The 14,061-nt window shown below is 70.0% G+C and carries 13 protein-coding genes and 1 pseudogene; 7 read left to right on the top strand and 7 right to left on the bottom strand.

The annotated features are described in order from the left end of the window. Positions 1-23 precede the first annotated feature (23 nt). The 4 genes from QNJ12_RS03615 to QNJ12_RS03600 are packed head-to-tail and all read right to left on the bottom strand — an operon-like array spanning position 24 to position 3,311. Positions 24-1,130, bottom strand: a complete 1,107-nt coding sequence (locus tag QNJ12_RS03615) for a PLP-dependent aspartate aminotransferase family protein (protein WP_300618913.1) — start codon at positions 1,128-1,130, stop codon at positions 24-26. 10 nt (positions 1,131-1,140) lie between these two features. Continuing rightward, positions 1,141-1,572, bottom strand: coding sequence for a PaaI family thioesterase (locus QNJ12_RS03610; RefSeq protein WP_300618910.1), 432 nt, complete (start codon positions 1,570-1,572; stop codon positions 1,141-1,143). 10 nt (positions 1,573-1,582) lie between these two features. Continuing rightward, on the bottom strand, positions 1,583-2,614 hold the full coding sequence (locus QNJ12_RS03605) for an alpha/beta fold hydrolase (protein WP_300618907.1): 1,032 nt from the start codon (positions 2,612-2,614) through the stop codon (positions 1,583-1,585). A 40-nt stretch (positions 2,615-2,654) separates the two neighbouring features. Further along, a complete protein-coding gene (locus QNJ12_RS03600) occupies positions 2,655-3,311 on the bottom strand; it encodes a response regulator transcription factor (RefSeq protein ID WP_300618904.1) in 657 nt (218 codons plus the stop codon). Positions 3,312-3,374: 63 nt separating this feature from the next. Here QNJ12_RS03600 and QNJ12_RS03595 point away from each other — a divergent pair, with 63 nt between their 5' ends. After that, a complete protein-coding gene (locus QNJ12_RS03595) occupies positions 3,375-4,610 on the top strand; it encodes a histidine kinase (protein WP_300618901.1) in 1,236 nt (411 codons plus the stop codon). Between the two features lie 38 nt (positions 4,611-4,648). On the opposite strand, the gene QNJ12_RS03590 is transcribed toward QNJ12_RS03595, so the two are convergent. Beyond that, positions 4,649-5,890 carry a carboxypeptidase-like regulatory domain-containing protein gene (locus tag QNJ12_RS03590; protein ID WP_300618898.1) on the bottom strand — a complete coding sequence of 414 codons (1,242 nt, stop codon included), beginning with the start codon at positions 5,888-5,890 and terminating at the stop codon, positions 4,649-4,651. A 180-nt stretch (positions 5,891-6,070) separates the two neighbouring features. Here QNJ12_RS03590 and QNJ12_RS03585 point away from each other — a divergent pair, with 180 nt between their 5' ends. The 5 genes and pseudogenes from QNJ12_RS03585 (at position 6,071) to QNJ12_RS03565 (ending at position 11,363) form a co-directional block, all read left to right on the top strand. Then, positions 6,071-6,670 (top strand): hypothetical protein, encoded by a 600-nt coding sequence (locus QNJ12_RS03585; RefSeq protein ID WP_300618895.1) that lies wholly within the window; start codon positions 6,071-6,073, stop codon positions 6,668-6,670. A 153-nt stretch (positions 6,671-6,823) separates the two neighbouring features. After that, positions 6,824-7,750: pseudogene (bioB, locus tag QNJ12_RS03580) on the top strand (biotin synthase BioB); the annotation flags it as partial. Positions 7,751-7,818: 68 nt separating this feature from the next. Next, a complete protein-coding gene (locus tag QNJ12_RS03575) occupies positions 7,819-8,133 on the top strand; it encodes a hypothetical protein (RefSeq protein WP_300618890.1) in 315 nt (104 codons plus the stop codon). 43 nt (positions 8,134-8,176) lie between these two features. Then, positions 8,177-9,874 (top strand): AMP-binding protein, encoded by a 1,698-nt coding sequence (locus QNJ12_RS03570; protein WP_300618887.1) that lies wholly within the window; start codon positions 8,177-8,179, stop codon positions 9,872-9,874. Positions 9,875-9,917: 43 nt separating this feature from the next. Continuing rightward, on the top strand, positions 9,918-11,363 hold the full coding sequence (locus tag QNJ12_RS03565) for a hypothetical protein (RefSeq protein ID WP_300618884.1): 1,446 nt from the start codon (positions 9,918-9,920) through the stop codon (positions 11,361-11,363). Here the strand turns inward: QNJ12_RS03565 and QNJ12_RS03560 are convergent. Further along, on the bottom strand, positions 11,348-11,668 hold the full coding sequence (locus QNJ12_RS03560) for a PRC-barrel domain-containing protein (RefSeq protein WP_300618881.1): 321 nt from the start codon (positions 11,666-11,668) through the stop codon (positions 11,348-11,350). The genes QNJ12_RS03565 and QNJ12_RS03560 overlap by 16 nt on opposite strands. Positions 11,669-11,756: 88 nt before the next feature. Between QNJ12_RS03560 and QNJ12_RS03555 the strand changes: the two genes are divergently transcribed. After that, the gene (locus QNJ12_RS03555) at positions 11,757-12,818 is read left to right on the top strand and encodes a histone deacetylase family protein (protein ID WP_300618879.1); all 1,062 of its coding nucleotides are present in this window, start codon (positions 11,757-11,759) and stop codon (positions 12,816-12,818) included. A 163-nt stretch (positions 12,819-12,981) separates the two neighbouring features. Here QNJ12_RS03555 and QNJ12_RS03550 read toward each other — a convergent pair whose 3' ends face one another. Beyond that, on the bottom strand, positions 12,982-13,914 hold the full coding sequence (locus QNJ12_RS03550) for a hypothetical protein (protein WP_300618876.1): 933 nt from the start codon (positions 13,912-13,914) through the stop codon (positions 12,982-12,984). Between the last annotated feature and the right edge of the window lie 147 nt (positions 13,915-14,061).

Raw genomic sequence — 14,061 nt, 5'->3', positions numbered from 1 at the left:
TCAGCGGGCGTCGGCGGTGGTGCTCAGGCCGTCGCCGTCAGCGCGTCGTCGAGGTCGCGCCACAGGTCGTCGACGTGCTCGCAGCCGACGCTGAAGCGGATCAGCGTGGGCGGCATCGTCTCCTGACCCGGTACGAGCGCACGGCGCTCCATCGTCGACTCGATGCCGCCGAGGCTGGTGGCGTTGTTGATCAGCTCGGCCGCCTCGACGAAGGCGCTCGCCCGTTCGCCGGTGCCGGTCACCTCGAAGCTCATCATCGCGCCGAAGCCCCGCATGAAGCCGGCGGCGTGCGCATGGGTGTCGTGCGTCGGTAGGCCTGGATAGCGGACGCGTGCGACCTCGGGGTGTGCGTCGAGCCGTACCGCCAGCACCTCGGCGTTGGCCATCGACTTCTCCAACCGCAGTGCGAGCGTGCGGGCGCCGCGGATCGCGAGGTACGCCTCCATCGCGCCGATCGTTCCACCGTTGCGGACCCGCCGGTGGTACAGGTCGTCGTAGAGGGCCTCGTCGGTCACGGTGAGCACCCCCGCCAGCAGATCGGAGTGGCCGCCGATGAACTTCGTCGCCGAGTGCATCACGACGTCGGCGCCGAAGTCGAGCGGGCGCTGCACGAGCGGCGTCGCGAACGTCGAATCGACGGCGACCACGCACCGATCGGGACGCGAGGCGCCGCAGATCGCCGGCAGGTCGGCGACCGTCATCAGGGGGTTGGCGGGCGATTCGAGCCAGACGAGGTCGGCATCCGGCATCGCCTCGATCCATGCGCCGGTGTCGGCGAGGTCGAGTCGGAGCACGCTCCATCGACCCTGGTCCTCGCCCTCGACGGCCAGCCCGTTCACGGCGTGGTACGGGTCCTCGGGTATCACGAGCGTGGAGCCGACGGGCAACCCGTGGAAGAGGGTCGCCACCGCCGCCATGCCGGACGAGAACGCGAGCGAGCGTCCGCCCTCGAGCCCGCCCATCAGCGTCTCGAACGCGACCTGAGTCGGCGTGCCTTCGGTGCGGCTGTAGTACCGCTCGCCCGGCAGGCGGAAGTTCGACGCCATCACGGGCGGCACGTTCAGCGGGTCGCCCGACTCCATCGGCCGACCGCCGTAGATCAGCCAGCTGGACGGGTCGAGCTCGTGCATGGCGGCAACGCTAGGACGAGGCCGTCTGCGAGGGCACCTCGAACACGGCGAAGCTGCCGGTGGCGCTGGCGATCAGCCGCCCCTCGCCGTCAACGGTGCGCGCCTCGAGCTGGACGACCCGGCGTCCGGCTGTGAGGACGGTTGCCGTCGCGGCGAGCTCGCCCGCGAACGCCGGTCGGTGGAACCGGGTGTGCACCTCGATCGTCGCGCACAGGTGCCCCTCCTCGACGACGTCCATCACCGCTGCGCCCATCGCGGTGTCCATCAACGTGAACGCGACCGCGCCGTGGGCGGGCCCGTGCGGGTTGAGGTGACGCTCGTCGAGCACGACCGACGCGGTCGCCGAACCCGCGTCGTCGTGTCGGATCGTGAAGCCGAGGAACTCCTGGAGAGGGAAGTGCGGCGCGCCTGCCTGCTCGCGGGCCGCCTCGTCGCTGCTCACGTGTCGTCGCTCACACCGTGCGGCAGAAGTGGGCGATGCTCGCCGCGGTCTCGTGGCTGACGTCGGGGCACGAGATCGAGAAGATCTCGGTGCCGTGGATCGTCCCCATCACCTGCCGGCACTGGGCAGCGACCCCCGCCTGCACGAGCAGACGGTAGAACTCGACGCCTTCGTCGCGCAGCGGGTCGCACTCGTTGACGCTGATCATCGTCGGCACCAGCCCCTCGACGTCCATCACGGTCGCGAACGACGGCCAGGCGAGCGGGTCCTTGGCCTCGAACGCTTCGATGCCGTAGGCCATCCGCGGCCGGTTGTCGTGAAGGTGGAGGAGGATGCCCTCGTTCTCGGTCGACGACGGGAAGCGCTCCTGCGGCCACTCGCCGGCGATGAACGGGCACAGTGCGTAGAGGCCCTTGATCAGGCTGAGGTCGCCGTCGCGCTTGAGCTTCATGCCGGTCGCCAGCGTGAGGTTCCCGCCGCCGCTCTCGCCGGCGACGATGATCCGGTCCGGATCGATGCCGAGCTCTGCGGCGTGCTCGTGCACGTACTTCACGCCCGAGACGCAGTCGTTCAAGCCCGCCGGGAACGGCGCCACCTCGGGCACCGACGACGGCGTCAGGCAATTGCGGAAGTCGACCATGATCACGGCGACGCCGTGGCTCGCCATCAGGCGGCCCCATGACCGGTACATCCCGAGGAAGCACGACATCGACATCATCCCGCCGCCGTGGATGTAGTACACGCACGGCAGCGGATCGTCGCCGTGGGGCCGGATGACCTGCAGCCTGCACGTGTTGCCGTCGGGCGCGGACGTGTACTCGACGGTGCGGATGTCGACGCCCTCGGTCGGTGCGATCGTCTCGTCGTCGATCGCGTCGAGCAGCGTGTTCAGCTGCGAGTGGAAGGCGATCGCCTCGGGCGTCGACGCCTCTGCGAGCAGCTCCTCCCGGTCGGCGACGTCGGCGCGGGGCAGCAACGGGAAGCTGCCCATGAGCGCCTTGATCCGCGGATCGATCCGGGGGTCTTCCGTGATCCTGTTCATGTCCCGATTCTGACAGGGCGGCGACCAGCCGTCCGAAGCGCTACTGGGTGAGCCACAGCAGCACGGCCTTGACACGGCGGTGGGCCTGGGGTTCGCCGCCGAGGTCGAGCTTGGAGAAGATCGAGTTGATGTGGTTGGCGACGGCCTTCTCGCTGAGCACGAGCTCGCCGGCGATCGCGGCGTTGTTGAGGCCCTCGGCGATCAGACTGAGCACCTCGCGCTCGCGTGGCGTCAGACGGTCGATCGCCGACGGGCGACGGGTACGGGCCTCGACCAGCACCTCGACGATGCGCGGGTCGATCAGCGAGCCACCGGACGCGACGGCGCGGATCGCGCGCCCCAGTTCGCCGGGGCTGACGCGCTCCTTGAGCAGGTAGCCGAGGCGGTCGGACCCGTCCTGGAACAGCTTCAACACGTACGACGGGTCGTCGAACTGCGACAGCACGACGACGCCCGTGTCCGAGTGGCGCTGGTGGATCGCGATCGCCGCCGTGATGCCCTCGTCGGTGTGGGTGGGCGGCATCCGGATGTCGGTGATCACGACGTCGGGTCCGAGGGTCTCGACCGCGTCGTCGAGCTGGCCGACGTCCTCGCACTGCGCAACGAGCTCGACGTCGTCGAGCGCCTCCAGGATCGCCGCGACACCCTCGCGGATCAGGACGTTGTCGTCGGCGAGCACGACGCGCAGCGTGGACACCCCGTCAAGGTACTCACGCCGTCCGGCTCGGGCCGTGCCGATCCGATGTGTACCGTGCCGGGCATGCAGCCGACGGTCGGCGACGAGCACGGCGATGTCGGCCCCGACGGCGACCGCACGCTGATCTCGCAGTTCATCCGGATCGACATGATCGGCGCCGCAGGCGGTGTGGCGTTCGTGACGATCGTCAACGGCGTCGCCGTCCGCGAACGCGGCGTCTGGGTCGTCGTGCCGTTCCTGCTCGCGTTGATCGCCGCGCTCGCCGTGGCGCGCCGGCTCGTGCACACGGCGCTCGGTCCTGCGCTCGCGCTCGTGATGGTCGGCAACTGGATCGTCGCGGTCGCCGTGAGCGTGCTGTTCCCGTTCCTCTGGCCGGTCATGATCCTCGCCGTGCTGCTCCCGCTGGTGCTCGCCACGCCGTACCTGGCGCCGGGCACGCTCGGTGTGGCGATCGCCGGCTCGGCGGTGGTGGGCGCGGTGGTCGCCGGCATCGGCCTCCTGCTCGACGACGAGGGAGTCATCGAGGACATCGACGACACCGCGGAGCTGGTGCTCGTCATCGGCGCACTGGCGGCGCTGATCGTGCCGATCGCCCTCGTCATCCGCCAGAACAACGCACTGCAGCGCACGGCACTGGAGCGAGCCCGGGCGCTCAACGTCGAGTTGTCGCGTTCCGCGCGCGAGCTGCTCGCCTCGCGCCGACGCGTCGTCGAGGCGGCGGACACCGAACGCAGCCGGATCGAGCGCAACCTCCACGACGGCGCGCAGCAGCGATTGCTCGCGCTGGGCATGCGGCTGCGCCTCCTCGAGAGCCGTACGGCCGACTCGCCCGACGTGCACGAGTCGGTCGCCGGCCTGTCCAGCGAGGTCGACGCCACGGTGGAGGAGCTGCGCGAACTTGCGCACGGCATCTACCCGCCGCTGCTCGAGACGAGCGGTCTCGCCGAGGCGCTGACGGCCGCGGCGCGCCGGGCGCCTGGCGACGTGCAGGCCGACATCGCCGACGTCGGCCGCCACGGCCGAGGCGTCGAGTCGGCGCTCTACTTCACAGCGCTGGAGGCGCTGTCGAACGCCGCCAAGTACGCGCCCGGGGTGCCGGTCCGGCTGCGTCTCGAGCGCGCCGACGGGGCGATCCGGCTGGAGGTCGGCGACGACGGACCGGGCTTCGACACCGACGATGCCGTTCCCTCGCTCGGCTTGCTGAGCATGACCGACCGGGTCGCGGCGATCGGCGGCGAGCTCGCGATCGACTCGCGCACCGGTGCCGGCACCACCGTGGTCGCGGTGCTGCCGACGTAGCCGGCTCGGCAGGAGGTCGCTCGTGGCGCCGCCGGCGCTCAGCTGGTCTGAACCCGCCGAGCCGTTCGCATCGCCAGCGTGCCGGTCAGGATCGTCGCCAGCGCAACGATCGAGAGGCCGACGTCGAGCGAGCTGCCCGTCGGGGGGAGCACGTCGACGGGCTGCTGTGCGACGACCGTGGTGGACGTCGGCGGCGTCGTCGTTGTCGTCGCCGGGGGAGCGATCGGCGCAAGTGCCGCATCGATCCCGCCGACGGTCGAACGCGGCGCCGCGGTGATCGGGTCGCCGGGGATGCCGGCCAGTCCACTGCCGAAGTCGGTCCGGTCGTCCCAGCACTCGTCGACGTAGCCGTCCTTCGAGAAGCACACCAGCACGTCGATCGCGTGCAGCCCGCGGACCTGGTAGGCGCCGCGCTCGTCACTGTCGATCCCTGGGTGCGGGCCGAGGCGGCTGCCGTCGGTGTTGAGGCCCACCCAGTCGACCTCGACGCCCTCGAGGGGTTCGCTGGTCGACGCATCGGTGACGATGCCCTGGACGATGCCGCCGAACGCGAGGTCCCACTCGATCGTGGTCACCTCGCCGGCGAACACGGTGACGAGATCCGCCGAGCCGAACGTTGCGTCGTCGTAGTACTCGACGGCGTAGTCGGATGGCGTGAGCTCCACCAGGTTCCCTGCGACCAGGCGGTACTCGCCCGGGTCGAGGCCTTCGAAGCCGAAGCCTCCGAGATGATCGGTCGTCGCGCTGCTGGAATCCGAGTCGCCCGACGCCATGACCCGCACCCCTGCGATCGGCTCGTCGGTCTGGTCGTCGACGAGCGTGCCGCGGATGGATCCCGTGGTCACACCGATCGTGACCGAGGCGTCAGCGGTGATCATCACCTCGGTGTCGTCGGCGCGGATCACCCTGACCGTGATCGTGTCGGTCACCGTCCCCGGGTCGCCGGTGATCACGACCTGGTACTCGCACCCCCAGTCGTACGCCCCGAAGCTGTCGCCGGGTGCGACAGGGTCGGGCACCGTGCAGGTCGTCGCGACGATCGCTGGGTTGGTGGCGTCGGTGACGTCACCGTGCAGCCCGCTCTCGATCGACGTGATCGTCACCGCCTCGTCGACCGGGATCAGGAGCACGGGTGTGAACGTGACGTTCGCCCCCGAGAGCACGACGGTCTCCGGCGACACGAGGACGTCCAGGACGACGTCGGACTGTCTGGCGAGGCCGATCTCGGCCGGCGTCAGTGTCAGCAGGGCCGCTCCGAGTGCTACTGCCGTGGTACGCATCGCACGCCTCCGATCGGTGCAGGGCGTGGCGAGCGGTCGCCAGCCCGCAATTCCAGTGAAGGACGATTCCTCCGGAGGGGCAACCGAACTCGCCCGTGATCACGTCGATATCGCCGCGATCACCCGGCCCGGCGGCAGGGATCCTCGGAGCTGTCCGTACATTTCGATACGGTGAGCGTGGTGAGAAGCACCTCGTCCGTCGTCGCCGTCGTCCTCGTGCTCGTGCTCGTGCTCGTGCTCGGAGCGTGCGGCGACGACGATGCTGCGGCCGACACCGACGGCGTGGCCGAGTTCACGTTCCGCGAGCAGGTGGTCGAGCTCGACGACGCCGTCCGCACGTGGTCCGACACCGACACGATCGAGGCCGCGCACGCCGCCGCCGAGGCGGCCGCCAACCTCGTGGTCGGCGAGGGCGGGCCCGGCTACGGCGACCGCGACGGCGACGGCACGGTCAACGGCGCGTCGCCGTTCGGCCTGCTGCCGGGCCTCGACGGCACACCGTCCGGCCTCGCCGAACCGCTCGCCGACAACGACTGCGTGGCGGCGGACGTGCTCGGAGGAACCTGGCACGACCCGGCCGATCGGTGGGCGACCATGCTGGACGCCATCGACGCCTGGCGTCCCGACGGCAACACGATGCCCGGCCTGCCGAGTCATCCGATGCGCGTCGTCGGCTGGGCGACGTTCACGCTGGCGTCCGACTCCCTCGACGAGGCGCGTGAATTCGCAGGCCATGCCCAGCTCCACGTCGACGTCACGATCGACGCTCTCGACTGCTGATCGAGGTCTCGAGCGCCGAGCGCAGCGCCTGAACGAGCACGCCCGGGTCGGCCGCCGTCAGTTCACCAGGGTCTCGCCTCGGCGGGGAGCGCGACGGTGCCGGCCCCGCGGAAGCGTTTGGTGCCATCGGGCGCGATGCGGCACGGTGGCGGCATGTCAGCTCCACGCCACGACTGGACGGTCGACGAGGCCGTTGCACTGCTCGAGACGCCGTTCCACGACCTCCTCGCGGACGCCCACGCCGTGCACCGCGAGCGCTTCGACCCGCACGTCGTCGAGGCCGCGATGCTGCTGTCGGTCAAGACCGGCGCCTGCCCGGAGGACTGCGCGTACTGCCCTCAGTCCGCCGCGTGGAACACCGAGCTCGAGCCGGAGCGACTGATGGCGACGGACGAGATCGTGACAGCCGCACGGCGCGCGCAGCAGGCCGGAGCGACGCGGTTCTGCATGGGCGCCGCCTGGCGGGCCCCCAGCGATCGCCAGGTCGAAGCAGTCGCCGACGCCGTGACGGCCGTTGCGGAGCTGGGCATGGAGACCTGCGTGACGCTCGGCATGCTGACGGCGTCGCAGGCGAACGTCCTGGCCGGAGCGGGGCTCGACTTCTACAACCACAACCTGGACACATCGCCCGAGTTCTACGGCGAGATCATCACGACCCGCACGTACCAGGACCGGCTGGAGACGCTCGCCCACCTCCGCGCCACGTCGATCAAGCTCTGCTGCGGCGGCATCGTGGGGATGGGGGAGTCGAGGCGGGACCGTGCCGGGCTGCTCGTCCAGCTCGCACGCCTCGACCCGCATCCCGAGAGCGTCCCGATCAACCTGCTCGTGCGGGTGCCGGGTACGCCGCTGTTCGGCGCTGATCGGCTCGACCCGCTCGAGCTCGTCAGGACCATCGCGGCGGCACGGCTGATGCTGCCGGCTTCCGTTGTTCGCCTCTCCGCAGGACGCTCGGACATGACCGACGAGCTCCAGGCACTGTGCCTCCACGTGGGGGCGAGCAGCGTCTTCCTGGGCGAGAAGCTCTTGACGACCGCCAACCCGGGCGAGGCGCACGATGCCGACCTGCTCGATCGGCTCGACACCGAGCTCGTCGAGCCGGTTGCATCCGGCGAGGCCAGCGCCTGAGCACCGCTACCCTTCTGGCGATGGCGATCGACATCGTCTGTCCCCGCTGCGGCACCGACGACGACCTCCGCGGCACGCGTCGCGACGACGACCTGATCGAGCTGACGTGCGAGGCCTGCGACGTCAGCTGGACGCGCGACCCGAGGCCGACATGTCCCGCCTGCGGCGGCCATGACATGGAGGCCAGCCCGCAGCTGATCGTCGAGAAGTCGCGCGGGACCCAGATGTCGATCCAGGGCGTGCACCGCGAGTTCCTGTGCCGGGACTGCGACGCCGATCAGCTGGCGTCGAAGCGCGATGGTCACCTTCCCGACCGTCTGCCCGGAAGCCAGTGACGAAACCGACGCGCGCCCGCTGCAGGCAGTAGCGTCGTCACCCATGACTTCAGCGTCTCCGTCGACGATCGAACGTCTGGAAGCCGCCGCCGACATCGACACCGGTGTGCGGTTCGTCGGCCACTCGGTCGCCCCTGACGGCCCGGTCTACGTGCCATGGCGGCAGATCCACGACGAGGCCCGCGCCGTCGGCGCGGCCCTGCAGGCCCGCGGGCTGCTGCCGGGTGACCACGTCGCCGTGCTCGGACCGACCAGCCGTGACCTGATGACGATCGTCCGCGGCTGCTGGCTGGCCGGCATCACCTCGATGGTGCTGCCGCTGCCGATGCGGATGGGTTCGCTCGAGGAGTTCGTCAAGTCGACGCACGCCCGCATCCGCCACGGCGACGCCGAGCTCGTGCTGATCGACGAGCAGCTGGCGCCGTTCTACGAGACCACCGACACCGACCCGCCGGTCGTCCCGATGTCGGCGGTGCTCCCCGGCGCGCCCAACGTGCCGAGCGGCGATGCGCTCGAGCTGCCCGACCACGATCCCGAACGGCTGATCATCCTGCAGTACACGAGCGGCTCGACGAGTGAGCCGAAGGGCGTGATGATCCCCGACCGGGTGCTGTCGGCCAACATCGATGCCGCGTGCGACGCGGCGACGCTCGGCGACGGCGAGGTGATGGTCTCGTGGTTGCCGTTGTACCACGACATGGGCCTCGTCGGCTTCCTGGCGCTGCCGATGACGAAGGGCGTCGACCTCGTCCAGGCGGGCCCGCAGGACTTCATGGCCAAGCCGGGCAACTGGATGCAGTGGATCTCGGACTGGGGCGGTACGGCGACCGCCGGCCCGAACTTCTCGTGGGTGCTCGCGACCCGCGCGCTCCAGCGTGCGGAAGGGCTCGACCTGTCGTCGCTCACGCTCGCGCTGAGCGGCGCCGAGCCCGTGGACCCGAAGGCGGTCGAGGCGTTCGTGGCCGCAGCCGAGCCGTTCGGCTTCAACGGCGGCAGCGTGTTCCCTGCGTTCGGCATGGCCGAGGTGGCGATCGCCGGCTCGTTCCCCGAGCGCGGCGTGGGGCTCGTGTGCGACACCGTCGACCGCGAGGTCCTCGAGCGAGACCGCGTCGCCAAGCCGGTCGAGATCGTCGACCCCGACGACCTCGCCGTACGAGCTCGACGGCTCCCGATGCTCGGCACCGCGGTCCCCGGTCTCGAGATGAAGGTCGTGCACCCCGACACGTTCGAGGAGCTGCCCGAGCGCCACGTCGGCGAACTGCTCCTGCGGGGCACGTCGGTGACGCCCGGCTACTACAAGCGCGAGGCGGCGACGCAGGCGATGTTCCACGACGACTGGCTGCTGACCGGCGATCTCGCCTACCTGCTCGATGGTCAGCTCGTGCTCTGCGGGCGCATCAAGGACGTCATCATCGTCGGCGGCCGCAACGTGTTCCCCGAGGACATCGAGCGCGCGGTCGGCGGCCTCGAGGGCGTCCGCGCCGGCAACGTGATCGCGTTCGGCATGGAGGGCTACAAGGGCAAGGAGTCGGTCGTGGTGGTGGCCGAGGTGCGCGCCGGCGATCTCGAGGACATCCACCACGACATCCACCACCGCACGCTCGAGGTGTGCGGGCTGCCCCCGCGCGACATCATGCTCGTCCAGCCGGGCACCCTCCCGAAGACGAGCTCCGGCAAGCTGCAGCGCGCCAAGTGCCGCGAGCAGTACCTCGCCGAAGAGCTCGCCCTCGTGGAGGAGTGAACCGACGAGGGAACCGCGGCGCACCGGCGAGCGTCGGACCCACATGACCGTTCTGGTCGGCCGCCTGGTGGTGCTCACGCTCGTGTCGGCATCGCTCGGCGTCGCATCGGCATCGAACGGTGTCTCCGCGTGCTCGTGTCGCGTGACCGAGCCGCTGCATGCGCTGCTCGCCGCCGACACCATCGTCGTCGGCGAGACCATCGGCTTCGTCGACAACTCGACGGACGAGCGAGTCGATCGTCATTGGCTCGTGCGGGTGCACGAACGATGGCGCGGCGACACCACAGACACGATCGCGATCGATCTCGACATCGAGACCGGAGACTGTGGCGACACACGCACCGTGCTGCCCGGGGTGCTTGCGCTCGAGGATCTCGGCGACGGTCGCCATCACCTGCCCGGCTGCTACACCGGCATGAGCCACGAAGCGCTGAGGTCGTTCTTCGAGCCGCCGCCGGAGCCCGACGGCACCGGCCCTCCCCACTCGATCTCGGCCATCGATGTCGGTGGCCACAACCTGGTCGTCATCGACGAGCAGCGCCGGCCGCTGCGCTACCTGGAGGGTGCCGCGCCGACGTTCGGCCTGTCCGCGTGCCCTGGCGGCACCCACTTCGTGCAGGTCCGCGGATCGAGCGTCGACCGTGCGCGGCCGCAGATGCTCGAGCTGGTGCGGTGGCGACTCGACGACTGGTCGATCGTCGACGTCACTCCGATCGACAGCGGTGCCAGGCCGTTCCAGCTGCCGGTGCCGGTGATGTGCGGCCGGGCCGATGGCCTCGACGTGACGATGGCGCTTGCGGCACTGCGGCGCTACGTCGACGGCGAGCCGGTGCCGACGTTCGACTCGCAGGGGCCGTCGGTCGCCGGGCCGGGCGGCCTCTACCTCTCGCTCGAAGCGAGCCAGTGGATGATCCTCCGCGTGTCCGACGGCGACAACTCCGAGCTCGTCGCCGAGGTCGAGGCGCCCGACGACGTGGCGGGTGCCGACCCGTGGTTCGACCTGGTCTCGATCGAGTCGACCGACACGCACTGGCGGCTGTCGTTGCTGACCGGCCATCCGCCCGGTCTCTCGACCTACTCACGCTTCGACGTGTTTCCCGATGGTGCGGTCGTTCCGATCGACATCGTCGCCGGATTCGATCACGGCGGCACGCAGACCCTTGCGGTCATCGATCCGACGGTCGCGGTAACGCTGACGATCGACCCCGGCCCGAGGCCGACGGCGTTGTTCGAGCGGAGTGGCGACCGGGTCGATCGGCCGCCCCCGACGCTGCCACCGGCGCAGTCGATCGAGGAGCCAACCGGGGGCGAGGCGGAGCCACCAACCGATGTTGCGGCAGTCACCGATGTCGCGAGGGCTCGCGAGGTGCCGGATGCCGACAGCCGTACGACTGGCCTGATCGGACTCTCGATCGTGGTCGCCGTCGCCGCGGTGGCCGGTGGCTGGTGGCTCCGTGCTCGCCATCGCCGGCGTCAGACGCCGGCGTAGTGGACGTGGAGATCCGTGCGGTCGATCGGTGTGAGCAGGTGGTCCTTGCTCGCCTTCGGTGAGTGCTTGATCCACTGCTTGTTCCACGGCACGACGATCTGGCCGTCGTTCGTGTGATACGCGCCCTCGACCGGGACGTAGTGCGCCGCCCGGAAGATGCCGGGGTCGACGACGAGGAACTCGGGACGACTGCCGGTCTTGTCGTAGACGACGTCGGTGACCGCGCCGACGGGAACGCCGTGCTCGTCGATGACGCCGTGGCCGGTGTAGGTGGGGGTGGATCGCTCCTCGGATGATGAGCTCATGACATGGACCTCCGGATGATGGTCGATGCCCGCTGTCATCATTCTGTAACATTCGGACCGTCGTGTCGAGTCACCCCGCCGTGTGAGGATGCAGAGCGTGAAGGTGGTCTACACCCTGCGCCACCGCCTGCATCACCCGCAGCGCGAGCTCGAGGCGTCGGGCTTCCAGGAGCCCTACGAACACCCCGAACGAGCCGAGAGCATCCGCGCCGCGCTCGCCACCGACGACGTGTTCGACTTCATCGCGCCCGACGAGTGGGGCGTCGAGCCGATCGCCGCGGTGCACGATCCCGGGCTCATCCGGTTCCTCGAGACGGCGTGGGAGGAGTTCCAGCAGCTGCACGGCTACACCCACGACGTGATCCCGGATGTCTTCGCGATGCCCGCGCTGCGCGACGGCATGGGGCCGGCGGACGAGCCCGACAGCATCGACATCCGGCTCGGCTGGTGGTGCTTCGAGACGACCACGCCGTTGACGCACGGCACCTACGACGCGGCTCGCTCGTCGGTCGACGTCGCGCTCACCGCCGCCGACCTCGTCCTCGCCGATGAGCATGTCGCGTACGGGCTGTGCCGGCCGCCGGGACACCACGCGGCCCGCGCCGCGTACGGCGGCTACTGCTTCTTCAACAACGCAGCCGTGGCGGCACATCACCTCGCGACGGCGACCGACGGCAAGGTCACGGTGCTCGACGTCGACTACCACCACGGCAGCGGCACGCAGCAGATCTTCTACGACCGCGCCGACGTGCAGGTGGTGTCGCTGCACGCCGATCCGGCGCGTGCGTTCCCGTACCTCACGGGGTTCGCCGACGAGATCGGCGTCGGCGAGGGCAGGGGGACGACGTCCAACCATCCGCTGCCGGCCGGTACCGACGACGACGACTACCTGGCTGAGCTCACCGGCGCGTGCGGCGAGATCGAGGCGTTCGGGCCGGATGTGCTCGTCGTGTCGCTCGGCCTCGACACCTATTTCGACGACCCGATCTGCGACTTCGACCTGACCGGCGACGGCTTCGAGGCGTGCGGGGCGATGGTGGCCGAGCTGGATCTGCCGACCGTGGTGCTCCAGGAGGGTGGCTACGCCACCGACGATCTCGGCGAGAACGTCCGCACGTGGCTCGCAGCGGCCGGCCGAACGCCCGACTGAGCCAGCGCTCTCCGGTGGGCGACCGGGACGCGCCGCGGCCCCCGTACCGACGGCGGGTCGACACGGGGGCCGCAGCAAACGTTCGCCACGAACGTGCTCGACGGGCGGTGACGTGCTCGTCGGGCGAACGGTTCGTCACCCGGAGGTGACGAGATCGGTGGCGTCAGTCGTCGCGATCGCTGGAGTCGTCGTCATCCTCCGAGTCGTCATCGTCGCCGCCCGAGCTTCCACTGCCGGAGTCGTCGGATTCGTCATCGGAATCGTCGTCGTCGATGGTGGTCGCCGGCGCACTCCCAGCAGCCGAGTCGTCATCGTCGTCGGACTCGTCGTCGTCGTCGATCGTGGTCGACGGGACGGTCTCGCTCGGCACCGTGGTGCTCGGCGCAGTGGTCGAGGGCACGGTGTCGGCCGGCACGGTGGTGTCGGTGGCGCCGATGTCGTCCGAGCTGTCGTCATCCGAGCTGTCGTCATCGGACATGTCATCGCCGGACACGTCGTCGTCGGACACGTCGTCGTCGGAGTCGGCATCGTCGGACACGTCGTCGTCGGAGCTGTCATCGTCGTCGTCGTCGACCAGCTTCGACTCGACACGGGTGACGATCTCGCCGTCGACGTACATCGCTTCGAACTCGACCAGCAGCGTGTCGGAGGCGAGCTCGACCTCGATGCGGTTCTCGCTCGGGTACTCCTCGGCCTCGAGGATCTCCCAACCCGGCTTCGCCTCGGCGGACACGAGGATGAGCTGCTTGTCGATGACGTCGACGGTCACGACGGCGGCGTCGCCCACGTTGAACGCCGTGAGGAATCCCGTGGCCGGCGGGTCGGTGGACGGGGGCGTGGTGGGACCGGTCGACGGCACCGAGGGGATCGTCACGTCGACCGAGCTCGGCGGCGTCGAGACCGGCACGGTGGTCTCGACCGTCGTGTCGGGGACGCTCGGGATCGGGATGTCGATCGTGGTCGCCGGCGGGAGGATGGCCGACGAGGCGCCGGATTCGTCGGGTCCGTCGAGGATCTGCGTGTTGACGAGGGCGGCGGCCGAGCCGGCGCCCAACACGCCGACGACGGCGATGGCGGCTGCGATCTGTGTTCTCATGGTCTGCTCCGTTCGGGGGTGGGTCGGGATGCCCGTCGGTGTGGAGTGCAGGGTACGGAGCCGGTCTCCAGGGGGCGGGCTGCGAACATCCAAGAAACGTCCAAGAAGTGTCGCCGCTTCGGCAGAAGCGCCCCCAGACACCCTCCG

This window comes from Ilumatobacter sp. (genome assembly GCF_030065885.1).
Taxonomy (GTDB): domain Bacteria; phylum Actinomycetota; class Acidimicrobiia; order Acidimicrobiales; family Ilumatobacteraceae; genus Ilumatobacter.
The sequence above is the reverse complement of the archived record's forward strand: the minus strand, read 5'-3'. Positions and strand labels throughout refer to the sequence as shown.